The following is an 18,298-nucleotide window of genomic DNA, read 5'->3' as shown; positions in this document are numbered from 1 at the left end:
GGCCAGCAGCGCGGTGGCGAGGCAGATCCAGGGCCAGTGGTGGCGCATCAGGTCGCTGGCGCTCATCAGCACATTGGTGGTCCAGGGCAACTGGTCGCGGATGGCCGCGAACATGTCCTCGAATTTGGGGAACACCACCACCAGCACGAACAGCATCACCGCCACCGAAAACAGCGCCAGAAACATCGGGTAGGAGGCGGCGCTTTTCAGTTGCTGACGGAGCTGCTCACGGCGATCATCCAGTTCGGCCAGGTGCTGCAGCACCTTGTTCAGGAAGCCGCCGCCTTCGGCGGCCGCCACCAGGTTGACATAGGTCGAATTGAACAACCGGGGATGATGCGACAGGGCCTGGGACAGGGGCTGACCATCGGCTATGCGTTGTTCGAGATCGGTCAGCACGGCGTGCATCGCCGGATGCTGGGTCTGCAGCCTTATGGTTTTCAACGCCGGCAGTATGCTGGTGCCGGTTTCCAGCAGCAACGAGAGCTGCTCGCTGAAAAACAGCCGGTCGCTCGCCTTCAGCCGTGGCTGAAACAGGCCGGCGAAGGGGCTGGGTCGCGCCGTTGGCGCTGGTTTGTCCTTTTTCATGGTCAGTGGCATCAGGCTGCTTCCTCAGACATTGATCACCCGGGTGATTTCTTCGGCCGTGGTCAGGCCGCGGAGTACGCGATCCAGCCCATCCTCGAACAGAGAGGGAATCTGCTGTTCGATACGATAGGCCTCCAGCGCGTCCAGGCTGGGGTTCTGCAAAATAAGCTGCTGCAGCGTTGGCGTGGTTGGTATCAGTTCATGGATGGCGAGCCGGGATTTGAAGCCCGAGTCGTAGCATTCGCTGCAGCCACGGCCCCGAGACAGCATCACGCTGCCGTCGGTGGGCCAGCCGTGCTGCTGGCAGATCTCTACCGGCGCCAGATACTGGGTCTTGCAGTGGCTGCAGATGGTTCTGATCAACCGCTGGGCAACGACCCCGGCCAGCGCCGAGGACAGCAGGTAGGGCTCTATGCCCATATCGATCATGCGCACGACGGCGCCGGCACTGCTGTTGGTATGCAGGGTCGAGAGCACCAGGTGGCCGGTCAGCGCGGCCTGTACCGCGATGGAGGCGGTTTCCCGGTCGCGGATTTCTCCGACCAGCACTATGTCCGGATCCTGGCGCAGCACATGACGCAGTATCTTGGCGAAGGACAGGCCGATTTTGTCCTTCACCTCGTTCTGGTTGACGATATCGAGTTGATATTCGACCGGGTCCTCTATGGTGACGATATTCTTTTCGACGCTGTTGAGGTGATTGATGGCCGCGTAGAGGCTGGTAGTCTTGCCGCTGCCGGTTGGCCCTGTGACCAGGATCAGGCCATAGGGACGCTTCAACATCTGCCGGTATTGCGTCAGGCTGTGCTCGCTCATGCCGAGCTTGTTGAGATCCAGCAGCGAGTGCTGTTTGTCCAGCAGTCGCAGCACCACTTTTTCACCGTACAGGCCCGGCAGCGAGCTGAAGCGCAGATCGACCAGGCGGTTGCGGGTCTGAACCTGAATACGACCGTCCTGGGGCAGGCGCCGCTCCGAGATATCCAGACTGGCCATGACCTTCAGCCGCGACACCAGTGCCGGCAGCAGCTCCATGCGCAGGGCCATGACCTGATAGAGCAGGCCGTCGATCCGAAACCGCACCCGCGCCGTGTTGCGCCCCGGTTCGATATGAATATCGCTGACATTGTCGTTGACGGCGCGCTGCAGTATGGAGTTGACCAGCCGGATGACCGGGCTGCCCTCGGCCAGCTCGTCGATTCGGGCATAGTCGTCTAGGTGGGTGTTTTCCACCAGCTCCAGATCCTGATCCTGCGGCTCCATCAGGTCCAGCGATTCATCCGTCAGCAGGTTGTCGTTGCTGTTGGTATCGGCATAGACGCTGTTCAGGGTTTCCTGAATGTTTTCATGGCAGGCCAGCACCGGCCTGACATGCAACCTGAGCAGTTCTTCCAGTTCGGTGAAGGCCGGCATATGCTGGGGGTCGGCGGTGGCGATCAGCAGCTCGTGGCGCAGCCGGAACAGCGGCACTATGTCCAGTCGCTTGCAGGTCTGGGCCGGGATCTGCAGCGCGATATCCGGATCGTAAAGACCCGGGCGCAGTTTGATGAAGGGCAACCTAAGCTGCCTGCCCAGTGCTTCCAGCAGCAGTGACTCCTCGATCCAGCCTTTTTCCAGCAGAATTTCTCCCATGCGCTTGTTGAGCTTGTCCTGCAGGCCGATGACCTCCTGTAGCTGCTGCTCGCTGATGGCGCCGCGAGACAGCAGAATATCGCCCAGGCGCACCGGCTCTTCCGGCCTGCCGGCGGCGGGCGACAGTATTTCCTGGGACAGTTCTTCGAGGTCAATCTGGTTGCCGATGCCGGTGAAATCGAGCACTTCCCTGACCGTGGGTTGAGCATGGGTGGTTTTGAGCCAGCCGCCGAGCGCCGCCAGCTGTTCGCCAATGTCCAGCAGGCACTCCAGGGCGGCGCTGTGGATGCGTTCGATATGGGTCAGATCGATGATCTGCTGCCACTCACCACGCTCGATGCAGCCTCTGGAGCAGTCTGTCAGTGCTTCGAGCACCCCGGGTTCCGTCAGCTTGCGGGTCGGGGTGATATAGGAGATGACGCCAATTTTGGTGTGCATGACCGGCTGCAGGTCCGGTGAGACAGCACCGGAGGCAGAGGCTTGCGAGCCACTGCCCGGAGGCGGCTGAACGGCGTTGTGATTGGTCTGAAGGGCCATCTGCTATCAGTATCCTTGTTTCAGAAACTCAGCCAGGGGTATCGGCTTGCTGAACAGGTATCCTTGTCCGTAATCAATACCGATATCGATCAGCTGTTGCCGGAGATCGTCGGTTTCGACGAATTCCGCTACGGTTTTAAGTCCCATGGACTGCCCCACCTTGTGAATGGCTTTCACCATGATGTGGGCCGTCGGATCCTGGGCCATGGCGCGGATGAAAGAGCCGTCAATTTTCAGATAGTCGATGTCGAGTTCACGCAGGTAACTGAAAGAACTCAGACCGGTACCGAAGTCATCGAGCGAGATGCTGCACCCCATCTCGCGCAGTTCGGCAATAAAGAGTTTGGCCTCGGACAGGCTGCGGATGGCGGTGGTTTCGGTTACTTCAAAGCAGAGGCGTCTGGGATTGATGCCGTGTAACTCGATTCTTTCGACGATCTTCTTGATAAAGTCCGGTTCGGAGATGGATTGCCCCGACAGGTTGATTGACCAGACTCCTGAAGTATCACGGGGCAACTGCTCCAGTACGAGTTCGATGACGCGCAGATCGATGGCCGGCATCAGGTGATAGTGCTCGGCGGCGAACATGAATTCACCGGGGGCTATCACGGCGCCGCTGTCGTCGATATATCGCAGCAGGATCTCACCGTGTGGTTCGTCGGTGTCATCGGGTTGCAGGGGAACTATGGGCTGGTAATAGGGCACAAAGCGGTTGTTGCGCAGCGCTTCCTGAATACGGCCAATCCAGCGCATGGCTACAGAGCGAGAGGCTTGCTCGGTGTCGTATTGACTGTAGATCTGCAGGCGGTTGCCGCCCTGCTCCCTGGCGATATCCAGTGCGATATTAAGGTTGGACAGCAGCCGGTCAACGGACTGGTTCTCGTGTTTTAGCCCTGACAGGGCAGCGCGGCAGCTGATGTTCTGGTGTTGTTCACCGTTGGTGACGCTGAGGCTGCCTATGTCTTCGATGATTTTTTGACCGATTTTCTGCGCATCCTGCATCGAACAGTTGGGCAATAGCAGGGCAAAAGTATTACCGGTGAGCCGGGCCAGAGTATCGCTGTTACGGATGCAGTCATTCAGCATATGCGTTACCCGCAGCAGCAGCCTGTCGCCTTCGTCGAATCCCATGATGTCATTGATCACCGAGAATTTGTCGATATTGACCAGGATCAGCGAGTGATGGAAGCTCTGGTTCTGTTTTGCTTCCAGGGCGCGTCGCAGCTGGTGGCCGAAGCCCTCGTGCTTGACCAGGCCGGTCTTGTCGTCGTAGATACTGAGAATGGCCTTGGTGACTTTGCCGGCCATTGCTCCCAGCAGGTTGCGATCGCTGTTGGTAAAGTCGCTCTTGTTCATCATCCTCGCCAGCATCAGAAAACCGATACAGTTTTCTTCCCGGCTTTTGATGGGGCAGATCGTGATTTTGTAAGGCAGTTCGTTGCCATGGCGTGCCAGCTCATCGAAACTGTTGCCCACAAATGCCTCGCCCGAGGCGGTGACATGGTCGAGAAAACGTTGCCGACAGCCGCTCATGACGCACTGGAATTCGTCACGTTTGGGCTGATCGGCCCCCTGGGCTATCTCTATTTTTTGCCTGGGCAGCCACAGGTACGCGAAATCCACGGACAGATAGTCGACGCAGCTCTTTACCAGTTGCTTGATGGCAGACTGGCTTTTCTCGTAACTGAGCGGCTGGGCGTCGATGTCATAGATCAGGTGAAGTTCTTCGTAACGGTCAGACAGCTCGACCGCCATGCTGTTGAGCTCGTACAGCAGTGCTATCTCGTGGTTTAGGCTGTCCCGGATAAAACGACTCACCTCGAGAGCATCATCGATATTGCCGCATAAGGCCAGAGAGAGTCTGGCCCAGACAATGTCATTATCGGTCTTGATGATGTGAGTGATGACCGTTTTCTCTCCCTGCTGCTGCACCCACTCTTCAGCATGATCCGGAGCTGGCGTCAGGCGGCTGAACCAGCCGGGATCCAGGTTTTCCGGTGACTCTGAGGCTTCCAGTACCGTGCCGTGCCTGTCCTGCACCAGCCAACCCTCAAGCTGGGGAAGCTGGTGGGCGGCATGGTGCAGGTAGCGTTTGAAATCGACTGTCGACAGCTCGAGTAAGGACATGGCTCAGACCTCCGTACGATGGGCTTCGAAATACCCATCAAGTTCAGATGTCAGCTGGCGCATGCTGAGGGGTTTTTCGTAAAACCAGAGATTTTGGAAGTCCTTCGACCAGGTGCGGTGCTCGATCTCGGTACGCGAGGTCAGCAGCACAATGAGAAAGCGTCGATTGGGTACTTCCGCCTGAATTTTCTTGCACAACTGCTCCCCCGTCATCCTGGGCATCTGGATATCGGTGATCAGGACATCGGGCGGGCTTTCCCGCAGGCGGTTGAAGGCATCTTCGCCGTTGCTGCAGGTGCTGATCTGGTAACCCTGACGCTCCAGCTGCAGGCGCATGATCCTGAGAATATGGGGTTCGTCGTCTACCAGCAGTATGGTTGGAGTCATGTTGGTACCTTTTGTAACAGACCGACGGTTTTATCAAACTGGATACGGAAACAGGAGCCCTGGCCCAGTTCGCTCTGCACGCTGATACTGCCATGCAGCAAGCCGACGATTTCCCGGGTTAGCGACAGGCCGAGCCCATGCCCCGGGCGTTGGCTTACTTGCTCGCTGGCGGAGCGGAAATGTCGTTCGAACACATGGTGACGGTCGGCTTCTGAAATGCCGATGCCGGAGTCTTCGACCGTGATGACGATGCTGCTGTCGGTCTCTTGCCCCCGCAGGCAGACGGTACCGTCCTGGCGGTTGTACTTGATGGCGTTGGTCAGCAGGTTGGTGACGGCGATGCGGAGCAGATCCTTGTCCAGGTAGACGGGCGGCATTTCGTGGGGAACGGCGAAGCTGAACTGGAGATCCTTGTTGCGAGTACCGGCAGATATCGAGTCCAGAATGTCCTTCAGCAGGTCGTGCAGCCGGACGTGGTGGCGATCCGGCTTGATGGTGCCACTTTCCAGCTTGCTCAGATTGAGCAGGTTGTTGATCAGGTTCGAGAGTCGCTCTGTTTCGTCGTGAATGATGTTGCAGGCTTCGATGCGGAATTCGGTCGAGTGCCCGTCTTCGCCCAGTAACGCTTCGCTGTACATGGACAGGACATTCAGGGGGGTTTTCAGTTCATGGGCGACCTGGGCGATGAACTCGCCGCGATGGGCGACGGCCAACTGCTGCTCTGTGATATCCCGACCGACGATCAGGGTGCCGAAGGTCTTGTCCGGGCGGCTGGGCGAGAACAGGGGGTAACGCTGAAAACGAATCGAGCGTTCTGTGTTGCCCTCAATGGTCAGGGTTATTTCATTGGTTTTCTTGGCGTTGTGCGCCGTGCTGTTGCCCTGATTGCTGAATCCGATGAGCTCGCGATAGGGGCACCATTCGGCCATGGTTACACCTTCGTTGAGCGGCGTCTGGAGATCCAGGTAATAGCGCAGCTTGCTGTTTGAAAAACACAGTCGGCCAGAGTCGTCGAGCACAAAAACGGCATCGGGCAAGGTCTGCAGAATGGAGTGCAGGCGGGAGTTTCTGAATGTCAGCAGCTTGCTGTTCAGCAACAGTTCGTGGTTGCTTACTGCCTGGTGTTGCTGCTGCTCGTTAACGCGCGTCATGACGCCATTGAAGCGCTGGACAAACTCGAGCAGTTCACCGCTGGCTTCGAGCTGGAGGGTGTCAATCCGGTTGCCGTTAATCAGCTGCCCCATCTGCTCATTCAGTGTGGTCAGCTGACCCCGATCCAGCCGGGTCATGAAGTAGATGGCACAGCCCAGATTGAAGACGAGGAAGGCGAGGGTGGCGAGAAAGGGCAGCTCGGCCGTCAGGCCACTCCAGCCGGGAGCGAAGAAACCTAGTCGGACAAAGGCCCGCAGCTGTCCGTCCTGCAACAGGGGTGCATGGAATTCCAGTACCCTGGGGGAGCCATCGACCGGTGCTATTTCTCGTTCGCCGAACCAGAATGCCGGCTCGCGGGGAATATGCAGCGCAGGAACCCGGATACCGTCGGCGGTTTGTTCGGTGAGGGGAATGCCATCAGGGCTGACCAGAGAAATATAGGCAAAATGTTTTTCCACCAGCGCGTTGTGCATGGTGTTCATCAGCGAATTATTGCCCATGTTCGAGACCAGTTGCTCGACGGGCATGGCGCTGATGATCTTGACCAGACTCTGCCCCTGGCTATGCAGCCATGATGCTTTCTGCTGGCTTTGATGGTGGTAGATGATGGCCGTGATACAGCCGATCATCAGCAGAGAGATAGCAATCACCGCCAGGCCTTTGCGATCGGCACGCCATTCGATGAAGCGTGAGGTCAAGACGGCTGACATGGTCCCGGCCTCCTGACGAAGAGCGAAGGCGTCCGTTCATGAAAGAACGGCGAACCGCATGCGGCATGGCGCTGTGGGGGCGTTATGCCCGGTTCCTTCCGAGCGGTGCATGGCGAGACAATCCTTGTCTGCATCGAAACACTCCTGCATGAGTACCATGGGGCTGGCCCCGTCCGTGGGTGCGCTTGAGAAGTTCATTTTGGTTGTTTGCTGGCTACCCAGAGTAGCCCAATAGAGCACGAATGTACCCATCTGACAACAAATTAACCCTTTACATATCGGTCCTTGTTGCAGGAGAAGGCAAGAGTCTACCGCTGATTTTTCCATCGAGAGGGGCGGGATACCTGCGTCCATGAACGCTTACCTGGGCGTGATATCGGCTCGGGAGCACGCAGCCGAATCTCGCTGACCAGCGACACCAGTACGAAGCTCAGCAGCATCAGCAGATACCAGGCGACCAGCTTGGTCGAGGGCACCATTTGCCAGCCGTTGCTCTGGTCGGGGTAGACCCAGACGTGGGTATAGGTGGCGATGTTTTCGGCCAGCCAGATAAAAAGGGCCACCAGCAGCCAGCCCAGCAGCAGCGGCATATGGCGATGGGTTTTGAGCACCCGAAAATACACCCGGCTGCGGTAAAACAGCCACACCGTTGCCGCTAGCAGCAGCCAGCGAATATCGGCGATAAAGTGATGGCTGAAGAAATTGAGGTAAATGAGCAGCACCAGCATCAGGGTGGCCGCTTTGGGCGGATAGTGGGCATACTGAAAATCAAACACCCGCCATGCCCGGGCAATGTAGCTGCCCACGGCGCTGTACATGAAGCCGGTAAACAGGGGCACATTGCCGATGCCGAACACCCAGGCTTCCGGGTAATGCCAGGAGCCGATGGCCTCGGAGGTCTTGAACAGCTCCATCAGGGTGGCCAGCAGGTGAAAGACGATGATGACCACACATTCTCTGGGTGATTCCAGACGGGTCAGCAGCAATAGCAGCTGAAAGGCGATGGCCGCAAGAAAGATGAAGTCGTAACGGTGCAGGCCTTCCAGCGGATACCAGTAGCGGGTGACTACCATCATCGCCAGCAGAAAGCCGCCAAACAGGCAGGCATAGGCCTGCTTGAGGCCAAACCACCAGAATTCATGGATCCATAGTGTCAGCTTTTGCCGGTGCACGGCTCGCTCCTGAGTCGCCGATGACGTTTATTGATGGTAGTCAGGCAAGTCCGTAGCGGCCAGGGCACCGAAACGCAGAGAAGGAGTTGCAGTAATGCAAAGCGCGGGCAGAGTGCCCGCGCTTGTATGCCTCTGGGGAGGTTATTTTTTCTTCTGCAAAGCGGCGGCGAGTGCCGCGCCCATGGCGCCTTGCGGGGCTGCCTGCTCTTTGCGGGCAGGGCGGCTGTTGCTCTGGCCCTTGTTATTACCGTCACCCTTATTGCCAGCAGCACCACGGTGACCACCCTGATTGCGATCTTCCCGGCGCTGACCGCCCTGGTTGCCGCTGCCATGCTCGGCGGCGTTCTGCTCCAGCCGCATGGTGAGGGCGATGCGCTTGCGTTGCAGATCCACCTCCATCACCTTCACCTTGACGATATCGCCGGCCTTGACCACCTCGCGTGGATCCTTGATGAAGCGGTCGGTTAGCGCCGAGATATGCACCAGACCGTCCTGATGTACGCCGATATCCACGAAGGCGCCGAAGTTGGTCACGTTGGTGACCACCCCCTCCAGCAGCATGTCCGGGATCAGATCAGAAGGTTTTTCCACTCCCTCCATGAAGCGCGCGGCCTTGAATTCGGGGCGCGGATCCCGGCCTGGCTTGTCCAGCTCCCTCAGGATGTCCTGCACCGTGGGCAGACCGAAGTGCTCGTCGGTGTAGTCTTTCGGGTTCAGGGTTTTCAGCAGGCTGCTGTTGCCGATAAGCGACTGCACCGCTTGCTGCTGAGTGGCCAGAATACGTTCCACCACAGGGTAAGCCTCCGGGTGTACCGACGAGGCGTCGAGCGGGTTTTTGCCGTCGCGAATACGCAAGAAACCGGCGCACTGTTCGAAGGCCTTGGGCCCCAGACGCGGCACCTTGAGCAGCTGCTTGCGCTCGGTAAACACGCCCTGTTCGTCACGGTAGGCGACGATATTCTGCGCCAGGGTGGGGGTGAGGCCGGATACCCGGGTCAGCAGCGGGGCCGAGGCCATGTTTACGTCCACGCCCACGGCGTTTACGCAGTCTTCCACCACAGCATCCAGATTGCGGGCCAGCTGACTCTGGGACACATCGTGTTGATACTGGCCCACGCCGATGCTCTTGGGGTCGATTTTCACCAGCTCGGCCAGCGGGTCCTGCAGCCGGCGGGCTATGCTGACGGCGCCACGCAGGGACACATCCAGACTCGGAAACTCGTTGGCGGCCAGCTCGGAAGCGGAATAGACGGAGGCGCCGGCCTCGCTCACCACCACCTTCTGCAGCTTCAGCTCCGGGCTTTGCTTCATCAGGGTTTCGACCAGACGCTCGGTTTCGCGCGAGGCGGTGCCGTTGCCGATGCTGACCAGGCTGACGTTGTGACGACGGCACAATTCATCCAGGGTGCGCAGGCTCTGCTCCACCTTCTTGAAGGGTTCAAACGGATAGACAGTGTCCTGGGCCAGCAGCTTGCCGGTGCCGTCTACCACCACCACCTTGACCCCGGTGCGAATGCCCGGATCCAGACCCATGGTGACGCGGGCGCCGGCGGGGGCGGCCATCAGCAAGTCCTGCAGGTTGAGGGCGAATACCTTGATGGCTTCGGCCTCGGCCAGCTCGCGGGCCTGACCCAGCAGCTCGGTTTCCATCTGCAGCGACAGCTTGACCCGCCAGGTCCAGCTCACCACCCCGGCCAGCCAGCTATCGGCGGCGCGGCCTTTGTTCTGCCAGCCTACATGGCGGGCGACAATGGCCTCGCAGGGGTGGCTGTCGGCGTCGGTTTCTACCACCAGGCTCAACGACAGCACGCCTTCGTTACGGCCGCGCAGCATGGCCAGCAGCCGGTGCGAAGGTACCCGGCTTATCGGCTCCTGATGTTCGAAGTAGTCCTTGAACTTGGCGCCGGCCTGCTCTTGCCCGGCTGTCACCCGGGCCTGTAATTGGCCGTGCTGATTCAGATGACGGCGCACCGCGTCCAGCAGATCCGCCTGCTCGGCGAAGCGCTCCATCAGTATGTATTTGGCGCCGTCCAGCGCGGCCTTGACGTCGGCTACGCCATCGTCCGGCTTGATATAACCGGCAGCCAGTTGCTGGGGATCCTTATTAGGGTCCTCGAACAGGGCGTCGGCCAGCGGTTGCAACCCGGCCTCTATGGCCATCTGGCCCTTGGTGCGGCGTTTGGGCTTGTAGGGCAGGTAGAGGTCTTCCAGCCGGGTCTTGGTGTCGGCGGTCAGCAGCTCTTTCTTGAGCGATTCGGTCAGCTTGCCCTGCTCGCTAATGGAGTTGAGGATCACGGCGCGTCTGTCTTCCAGCTCGCGCAGATAGCCGAGCCGGCTGTGCAGGTTACGCAGCTGGGTGTCGTCCAGGCCGCCGGTTGCTTCCTTACGGTAACGGGCAATAAAGGGCACTGTGGCGCCTTCGTCCAGCAGCCGCACGGCGGCATCCACCTGCTGTTGCGATACGGCCAGTTCGGTGGCCAGGGTGTGATTGATCTTGGTCATAGGTTCCGGACTCCGGGCAGGAAAACAGAATGCGTCCTGCCGATAACAGAAAGAAAAAGGGGACTGAGGAGGCTTATACCAATCCCACTAAACAAATGATCTATTTCATTTTTGTATAAAAGTCGAACAAAGGGCCCGCTCCCCCGACTCGCCGTGAATCCCTCCCTGGAGGCTCAGCCGCGCCATCCGTGGCGCGGATGGTCGGCTGAGCAGATCCCTTTGTCCTCCTTGATGCGCCAGAGTTACCTGTTAGCGCCGTCTACAGACAACTCGATGCTCGAGAAGAGGCAACAGAGATCGACTCCCACGACCGTGAAATGCCATGGACGGCATTTCCCGAGCCCTCAGGGATGAGTTCATGGCGTGTCGTGGGAGGCGACTGTGTTGCCTCTGGCACTCCGATCCAATATCTGATCAGGTTCTTAATGTGATTGGTATTACTCAAAGGGTGTGTACTGGATTTTGTTGATGTACCACTCTTTCAGGCCGGACGGGGTCTGTACCTGCACCTCGTCGTCCACCTGCTTGCCGATCAGGGCCCGGGCCACGGGCGAGTTGATGGTGATGTAGTGGTTTTTGGTGTCGATTTCGTCGGTGCCGACGATGCGATAGCGTACTATGTCGCCGTCTTCGTTTTCCAGTTCCACCCAGGCGCCGAAGAACACCTTGCCGTCCTGACGCGGGTCGTAATCGACGATTTTCAGCGCCTCCAGACGCTTCATCAGAAAGCGCACCCGGCGGTCTATTTCACGCAGCCGTTTCTTGCCGTAGATGTATTCGGCGTTCTCGCTGCGGTCGCCGAGGGCGGCGGCTTCCGACACCGACTGGGTGACGGCGGGGCGCTCTACCTTCCACAGGTGCTTGAGTTCTTCGTCCAGCTTGTGCCAGCCGGCACGGGTGATCAGGTTGGTTTTCATACGGGTATGTTCAGTGGCCTGACAAGTGTCGGCTATTGTGTCCCAGCGCTGCAGAAGAAGAAAGCCCCTCAGAATTGTGGGTAAGGCTGTCAGGTCGGGAAAGCGGGGCATCATTGAGCTGGCAGCGAAATCACAGGGACTGGCCTATAAAACCCTCATTTTGAGAGCAAATCGCGTCATGTTAGTTGCATAACCTGAATACGAATTAACTCCGAAATCTGCTGATTACCGCATTGCGCCTAGGATGATGTCATTTTTCGAAGTTATGCGGCACCAACGATAGCTTCATCATTTCTTGCGACTTTGCTTTCAGACTTAGGCGTAATGCGGCTCATATGAGGGGGTGGCTAAGGTTTTAAATAAGAGTGAATGATTCTAATTAAGCCGTGCACTCTGGATCAATCACGTAACTTGTTGAAGTGAACTCTTGCCATGCACCTGTAGCTGCGCCGTCTACAACTAATATGGATATAAGACCCCAATCAATAAGAATGCCTAATAAGGTGGTTGGGTCAAAAGATTTCTCCGGTGTGACTATATTTGATTTACAGCCATCTTTCTCCGCTCGTATAACATAATTTTCTTTTTTCTTGAATGTGTAAATAGCACTTTCCTTTCCCATGTATTGCTCATTTACATACAGTCTTGCATCAGCATCGTTACTTCTGATATTCACAACTTGAGTGCTGCCATTGAATATGGATGCACATCCTGTGGTCAGTGATGTAACCAGAGCGAGCGTTAACAAATATTTTATTTTCATTTTCATCCTGAAAGGTTGTTTTTATATGGTAATTATAGTTTTTATGAAATAAAACTCCACTGACTGTCAATAAGTAGCGATATTCATAAAGCAGGAAGTCAGGATGATGATGAGTCCTTTCATTAAGCTGCAATGATTTTCTATCATATGACCTATTCTGTCGTATGGAGTCGTACGAATATTATCTAAAGGGTGGCGACGAGTCCATTGCTCTGTTGTCTCTTCTGGTAACCGAGCTGTCCGCAAAGGTGTCAACAGACGACGCCGGAACATCAAGGAGAACAAAGGGATCTGCTCAGCCGACCATCACATGACAGGGCCGAAAAGTGCTCCTGCTATGTCGGCATTCCCGCCGTCCTTGGCGGTCAGATTTCATGTGTTGAGCGGGTCCTTTGTTCGGGATTGATATGATAATCAAACAGATCGATTGTTTTATGGGATGGGTATTATTCCCAGGCGGGGAAGGGGTCAGGCAATTGCTGCCAGCCCTGCCGGCCCAGGTTCATTTCCCGCGCGGTGAGCAGGCAGGCGTCCAGCTGGCGGCGTAATTCCACTTCGTTCAGGCCCTGGCCGATAAACACCAGCTCCTGACGCATGTCGCCATAGGGCTCCTGCCAGATGGTCAGGATATGGGCGCGGCTTTCTTCGTCGTCCGGCCAGTCTTCGGCGGGAACGGCCTTCCAGAACAGGCCGGCCCCGCCGTGATAGGCGATGCCGCCGGCCTGATTCCACTGGCCGGCAAAGTCCGGTCGGCTGGCCAGCCAGAAAAAGCCCTTGGAGCGCAGCAGCTTGCCGGCTTGCTCGGGTTGCTGCAGCCAGTCGTGAAAGCGCTGGGGATGAAAGGGCGTGCGCGCGCGATAGACAAAACTGCCGATGCCGTATTCTTCGCTTTCGGGTACTTGTTCACCGCGCAGCGTGTGCATCCAGCCGGGTGCGCGGGCGGCGCGTTCAAAGCAGAAGCGGCCGGTGCCCAGCACCCGCTCTATGTTTACTCGGCCCTGGCTGATGGGGATGATCTCGGCCCCCGGATTCAGCCGTGCCAGAATGGCGCTCAGCTCGGCCAGTTGTTCGGTGCTAACCAGGTCGGTCTTGCTGATCAGCAGCACGTCGCAGAACTCCACCTGTTCAATCAGCAAGTCGGTCACGCTGCGACCATCGTCTTCCCCCAGGCTTTCGCCTGTGTCCTGCAGATCCCGAGCGGCATTGAAGTCGGCCAGAAAGTTAACTGCATCCACCACCGTCACCATGGTGTCCAGCCGGGCCAGATCACTCAGGCTGGTGCCGTCTTCATCGGCAAAGGTGAAAGTCTCGGCCACCGGCAGCGGCTCCGAAATACCGGTGGACTCAATCAACAGGTAATCGAAACGGCCGGCTTCGGCCAGGCGACGCACTTCTATCAGCAGATCTTCGCGCAGGGTGCAGCAGATGCAGCCATTGCTCATTTCCACCAGCTTTTCTTCGCCCCGGCGCAGGGCCACCTGCTGTTGAACGGTAGCGGAGTCGATATTCACCTCGCTCATGTCGTTGACGATCACGGCGACGCGCAACCCCAGGCGGTTGTTGAGGACATGATTGAGCACGGTGGTTTTTCCGGCACCCAGAAAACCGGACAGCACTGTTACCGGCAGGCGGGGCAAGGGGGCATGGTTTGACATGAAATTGGTTCCGTTCGATGGCGTTGATTTGCGGTTTTATTTGCTGTTATAACATAACAGTTATATTTTATGAATCGCAACTATGGATCACGAATCACGACATAGAGAGACCCCAGCAGCCATGATCACTACAGAACCGTTATCCGAGGCCCTTACCGACGTGAGCCGACAGGGCGATACTGCCGGCGTATTTACCCATATCTATGAGCCAGACTGCCAGCTGGCTGTCTGGCGACGGCCCTTATCTGCAGCCCTGACCGGTTACGTTGATGGCCTGGAGCGGCACTATCACGCCATCAACCTGCGCGAGCTGTTACCCGCCGACGCGGTAACGGATACCTTGTGCGCCCGCTTGCCGGACCTGCCCGGCCGGGACGATTTTGTGGCCGATGTGCAGCAGCTGGCAGAGATGTTCGCCTGTCTCTTTGAGCTACGCCGGGTGGGTTTGCGCCTGGCCAGCCTGCAAACCGCCATGTGTCCGCGCTTTCATGTAGACAAGGTGCCCTGTCGGTTGGTCACCACCTATGCCGGGCCGGGCACCCACTGGCTTGATCGGGAACAGCGCAATCAACTGCTGGACTCTGGTGGCCGGGAGCCGGAACAATGGCAGCGGCTGGTAGCGGGCGAGGTGGCCCTGCTGAAAGGGGATGGCTGGGAAGACAATGACGGCCAGGGCCTCTGGCATCGTTCGCCGCCGGTGCCCACCGGTTACCGGCGATTGTTTCTGTCGCTGGATTTTGCCGAATAAGGGCCCGGGTTTACATCTGTGGTCGTGCCTTTACAATGCGGCGCTTTGTGTGAAAAAGGAAGCAAAGCGTATGCAGTCTGTTCATTGCGCCCATGCGGGCGGTTTGAGTCTGGCGGCCCGGCCGCTGTTGTGTGTTGCCACCGGTGAATACAACGAAAAAGGGTGGTTTACCTGATGACAGCCCAGACCGAGCGCCGGCGGGTTGCCGCCCAAACTTATCCCCTGTTCAAACAGATCAAACACACCTTCATCCGCGAGGCCGGCCATCTCAGGCGCGGGCACTGGACCCTCAATCATCTGCTGGATTACACCCGGTTGCGCGACGAGTTCGCCGACTATCCCTGGTTGCCCCCCGAATGGCTGGACCGCCTCTCTCTGCATCTGATGGACTGGCACCATCCCGAGCACCAGCCCCTGTTCGAGCATTTTCGCCATCAGGCCCTTCACGAACATCAGGACCCTTATGCTCCCCGGCCCCTTTACTGGGGCGAAAACCGACCCGTTCGCGCCGATGTTGCTCCCCGCATTCACGACGATGGCCTCTCTTATCGCTGCAATCTGGCGCTGCTGGATTACGGTGGCGAACAGCCGAGCATGGTGGGTAACTGGGTACTGAATTTTGCCGCCGAGATTCCGGAGGAACGGCCGGCCCCGGCGCTGGAAATGACCCTGAACAGCCTTTATCTGCTACCGGAATGGCAGGGCTACGGCGTGGGATCGGCGGTGAATCGGGTATTAAGCGAGCTGGTATGCAAGGTGCTGTCGCCACCGCTGGCCGAGGCCCTGCCTGCCGAATTGCCGGCGCCACCGGCCATGCAGTTTGATGCGGACTACACCAGCAGAAACGGCCAGCGTATGGGCAGGCAAATCGCCCGCCGTCTGGCGCCGTTGGCCCGCCATCACGGTCTGCTTTATTACGACAGCAGCCGCTTCTGCACCCAGGGCTCGGCCAGAAACATGGTGTAGCCGACCCTTACACCTCCTGCTTGGCGGCCTGATGAAGGCACAGCTCGGCAATTTGCTGTGCCTTGGCGATACTGATGCCGAGTTTAAAGTCGTGAATCAGCTCGTGGTCTGCGTCGTGTAGTGTAATGCAGGGTCTGTGGTCACCGTCGAGGGGATGAACGCTGGTAGCCAGCGTATAGGTGTTTGAATACCAGGGCAGATAATTGCAGAGCCAGCCAAAGTAGGTGGTATTGATATCAGGCTTATCATGATGAGCTTGATAGTCTTGATAGCTCTGCTTGCTTAGCGATACCCAGACGCCCCAGATAAAGGGCTCGGCCACCCCGTGAATGGGAATATCCAGCACCACCCGGATAAAATAATGCTCGCCATCTTCATCCTTGTAATAACAAAGGTTTCTACCCAGGCTGCCACGGGCCTGAATCTCCGCCGACTGCTCCAGATAAGCGTCGGGCGCCCTGAAGGCAAAGCTGGATGAGCCTTCGTGTCGCTCCCCACAAGATGTGCATGTAAAGCCAAAGATCCCTGACATATGAAAATCCCTTTTCAATCAAAATGATAAATACGCATCATCTTTTTATATGGTGGCAACCGGGTTGCGACCAACCCGAATGGAGCCGAAATCCTGAACTGGTAGGCTTAATAGTAGGAAAGAGGAACCCAAGATGCCTCTTATGATGGTCTGAAATTTCAGGCCAGCTGATACTCGGGGTGTCATCGGGCTTTTCGATGTGACGGATACGCCCTGTCAGCCGTGATGACGGCTCGATGCCCACTGCCATAGCAAGTGGATGATAATCAGCGACACAGAGAGCGGGGCATAAGCCAGAACCACGGCAATTTGCAGATAAAACGGGGTAATGCCGCCCTGATCACCGCTGTAAGCCGCAAAATAGATGGAGGCGGCGCTGCCGACAAAGACCAGAATGCCGCCAAGTAGCCGATACACCAGACGCCGGCAGGGGCGAAATCTGCCGGAAAATGGCAGGCTGAATAAAAAATGACCATGGTGCCGAGCAACAGCAATAGGGCAATCAGCATGGTGCGGCTCCTGACGGGGATGAATAACAGCGAGAGCAGATGGCAAGGCAGCCGTTTATTTTTCTTCGGGCGGCTGCTCCTCGTGGATAGGGTCCTTGAGGGAAAGTCGTTGGTTGATAATCCGGATCAGGCGTCGTTCATTCGCGAAGGCGGAGAATGCCAGCCCAATGGCCAATGCAATGAACAGCAACAAGGTGAGGGTCATCATCGGTAATAGTGCCGCCATCAGCGGAATACTGGCATCGGGCAGGGCGCCGGATTGAAGATCTGCGGCTACGGCCCAGGGGTTGACCAGATGAGGTGTGGATGTCCACAGCCAGGCTGTGAGTGTGAGAACAAGCACCAGAAGAGTCTTGCCCACCAGGGGCCAGTTATTGCTGAGCCAGGATCGCCTGGCGATGAACAGGGATTCTTCCGGGGATAACTGCATTTTATCTCCTTGCCTGATGGCGGTTCGGGCGAGCACGCTTTATGAACATACCATAGCAATGAAACGGCTGAGCGGCGCCCTTGTTGGCGGCTCAATCGAAGTTAATTACCCGAAAGTGCGGGTTGTCGATATTCGCCGCCATGCGGGTAATGGTCGCCAGAGGGATCAGATGCTCAGCGTCATTGACCTGTATCCTGATGCATTCCTGACGCTGTTCATTACGGGCGGTATCGAGGGCGATGCCGCTTAACTCTTCGTCCGAAAGCAGTGTCAGGATAATCGGATACCGGTACAGGCAGGCAATTTCTATATAGTCATGTTGTTCGCAGCTCATCATGTTTCGTACTCCGATTCCCTATTCCCTATTCCCTATTCCCCATTCCCCATTCCCTATTCCCCAGTTCCCAGTCCCTATTCCCGTAACTTCACCCCAGATGATCCAGCGGCAGGGCGGTTTCGTGCTTGATACGTCGCAGTACGAAGCTGGATCTGACTCCTGTCACCCCGTCCAGCCGGGTCAGTTTGCCCAGCAGAAACTGCTGGTAGTGCTCCATGTCGCGCACTATTACCTTTAGCTGATAGTCGGCTTCGGTGCCGGTGATCAGGTCGCATTCCAGCACTTCGGAAAAGCCGTTGATGGCCGCATCGAAGGTCTCGAATCGCTCGGGCGTGTGCCTGTCCAGCGAGATATGAATATAGGCCAGCAGGCTCAGGCCCAGTTTGTTGGCGTTGAGCAGGGTGACGTGGTCGGCGATAAGGCCGGCTTCTTCCAGCGCCTTGACCCGGCGGGAGCAGGGCGAGGGCGAGAGCCCGATGCGTTCGGCCAGCTCGAGGTTGCTGATGCGGCCGTGGCGCTGCATCAGCTCCAGAATACGCCTGTCGGTACGATCCAGTTGCAGTGGGTTGCTCAAAATATTCACCTGATGAAATGATTGTTCTTGATATGGAGTATAAGGGGTGACTTGTTGCTTAAA

General features: G+C 57.5%; 17 protein-coding genes. 2 read left to right on the top strand and 15 right to left on the bottom strand.

Translation table 11 applies throughout. From position 1 onward, the window contains the following. The 10 genes from UN63_RS14875 to zigA form a co-directional block, all read right to left on the bottom strand. A partial coding sequence (locus UN63_RS14875) for a type II secretion system F family protein (RefSeq protein WP_181068261.1) occupies window positions 1-600 on the bottom strand: 600 nt, incomplete at its 3' end. A 12-nt stretch (window positions 601-612) separates the two neighbouring features. Then, complete coding sequence (locus UN63_RS14870) at window positions 613-2,754, bottom strand: ATPase, T2SS/T4P/T4SS family (RefSeq protein WP_104488009.1); 2,142 nt, start codon at window positions 2,752-2,754, stop codon at window positions 613-615. A 6-nt stretch (window positions 2,755-2,760) separates the two neighbouring features. Further along, the gene (locus UN63_RS14865; RefSeq protein WP_104488006.1) at window positions 2,761-4,881 is read right to left on the bottom strand and encodes a putative bifunctional diguanylate cyclase/phosphodiesterase; all 2,121 of its coding nucleotides are present in this window, start codon (window positions 4,879-4,881) and stop codon (window positions 2,761-2,763) included. A gap of 3 nt (window positions 4,882-4,884) precedes the next feature. Continuing rightward, window positions 4,885-5,268: a response regulator gene (locus UN63_RS14860; RefSeq protein ID WP_104488003.1), complete on the bottom strand. Its 384-nt coding sequence runs from the start codon at window positions 5,266-5,268 to the stop codon at window positions 4,885-4,887. Then, window positions 5,265-7,130, bottom strand: a complete 1,866-nt coding sequence (locus UN63_RS14855; RefSeq protein ID WP_104488000.1) for a sensor histidine kinase — start codon at window positions 7,128-7,130, stop codon at window positions 5,265-5,267. Before UN63_RS14855 ends, UN63_RS14860 begins: the two co-directional genes overlap by 4 nt. A 308-nt stretch (window positions 7,131-7,438) precedes the next feature. Next, window positions 7,439-8,302: a DUF817 domain-containing protein gene (locus UN63_RS14845; protein WP_219821188.1), complete on the bottom strand. Its 864-nt coding sequence runs from the start codon at window positions 8,300-8,302 to the stop codon at window positions 7,439-7,441. Window positions 8,303-8,443: 141 nt separating this feature from the next. Continuing rightward, window positions 8,444-10,804 carry a Tex family protein gene (locus tag UN63_RS14840; RefSeq protein WP_104487995.1) on the bottom strand — a complete coding sequence of 787 codons (2,361 nt, stop codon included), beginning with the start codon at window positions 10,802-10,804 and terminating at the stop codon, window positions 8,444-8,446. A gap of 437 nt (window positions 10,805-11,241) precedes the next feature. Beyond that, window positions 11,242-11,721 carry a transcription elongation factor GreB gene (gene greB / locus UN63_RS14835; RefSeq protein ID WP_219821187.1) on the bottom strand — a complete coding sequence of 160 codons (480 nt, stop codon included), beginning with the start codon at window positions 11,719-11,721 and terminating at the stop codon, window positions 11,242-11,244. Between the two features lie 379 nt (window positions 11,722-12,100). Beyond that, window positions 12,101-12,484: a hypothetical protein gene (locus UN63_RS14830; protein WP_104487993.1), complete on the bottom strand. Its 384-nt coding sequence runs from the start codon at window positions 12,482-12,484 to the stop codon at window positions 12,101-12,103. A 446-nt stretch (window positions 12,485-12,930) separates the two neighbouring features. After that, a complete protein-coding gene (gene zigA / locus UN63_RS14825) occupies window positions 12,931-14,139 on the bottom strand; it encodes a zinc metallochaperone GTPase ZigA (RefSeq protein WP_104487991.1) in 1,209 nt (402 codons plus the stop codon). Window positions 14,140-14,260: 121 nt separating this feature from the next. Here zigA and UN63_RS14820 point away from each other — a divergent pair, with 121 nt between their 5' ends. After that, window positions 14,261-14,887, top strand: coding sequence for a DUF1826 domain-containing protein (locus UN63_RS14820; RefSeq protein ID WP_104487989.1), 627 nt, complete (start codon window positions 14,261-14,263; stop codon window positions 14,885-14,887). Between the two features lie 174 nt (window positions 14,888-15,061). After that, entirely contained in the window at window positions 15,062-15,853 is a 792-nt protein-coding gene (locus UN63_RS14815) for a hypothetical protein (protein WP_104487986.1), read from the top strand. 7 nt (window positions 15,854-15,860) lie between these two features. Here UN63_RS14815 and UN63_RS14810 read toward each other — a convergent pair whose 3' ends face one another. The 5 genes from UN63_RS14810 to UN63_RS14790 all read right to left on the bottom strand — a co-directional run bounded on the left by UN63_RS14810 (window position 15,861) and on the right by UN63_RS14790 (window position 18,235). Further along, window positions 15,861-16,385 (bottom strand): DUF2199 domain-containing protein, encoded by a 525-nt coding sequence (locus tag UN63_RS14810; RefSeq protein WP_104487983.1) that lies wholly within the window; start codon window positions 16,383-16,385, stop codon window positions 15,861-15,863. 216 nt (window positions 16,386-16,601) lie between these two features. Then, window positions 16,602-16,802 (bottom strand): hypothetical protein, encoded by a 201-nt coding sequence (locus UN63_RS14805; protein ID WP_104487981.1) that lies wholly within the window; start codon window positions 16,800-16,802, stop codon window positions 16,602-16,604. Between the two features lie 147 nt (window positions 16,803-16,949). After that, complete coding sequence (locus UN63_RS14800; RefSeq protein ID WP_104487979.1) at window positions 16,950-17,324, bottom strand: hypothetical protein; 375 nt, start codon at window positions 17,322-17,324, stop codon at window positions 16,950-16,952. Window positions 17,325-17,415: 91 nt separating this feature from the next. After that, window positions 17,416-17,661 carry a Rho-binding antiterminator gene (locus UN63_RS14795; RefSeq protein ID WP_104487977.1) on the bottom strand — a complete coding sequence of 82 codons (246 nt, stop codon included), beginning with the start codon at window positions 17,659-17,661 and terminating at the stop codon, window positions 17,416-17,418. A gap of 88 nt (window positions 17,662-17,749) precedes the next feature. After that, window positions 17,750-18,235 (bottom strand): Lrp/AsnC family transcriptional regulator, encoded by a 486-nt coding sequence (locus UN63_RS14790; protein ID WP_104488012.1) that lies wholly within the window; start codon window positions 18,233-18,235, stop codon window positions 17,750-17,752. Window positions 18,236-18,298: the final 63 nt, after the last annotated feature.

It is taken from the genome of Oceanisphaera arctica (assembly GCF_002936955.1).
GTDB classification, from domain to species: Bacteria; Pseudomonadota; Gammaproteobacteria; order Enterobacterales; family Aeromonadaceae; genus Oceanimonas; species Oceanimonas arctica.
The sequence above is the reverse complement of the archived record's forward strand: the minus strand, read 5'-3'. Positions and strand labels throughout refer to the sequence as shown.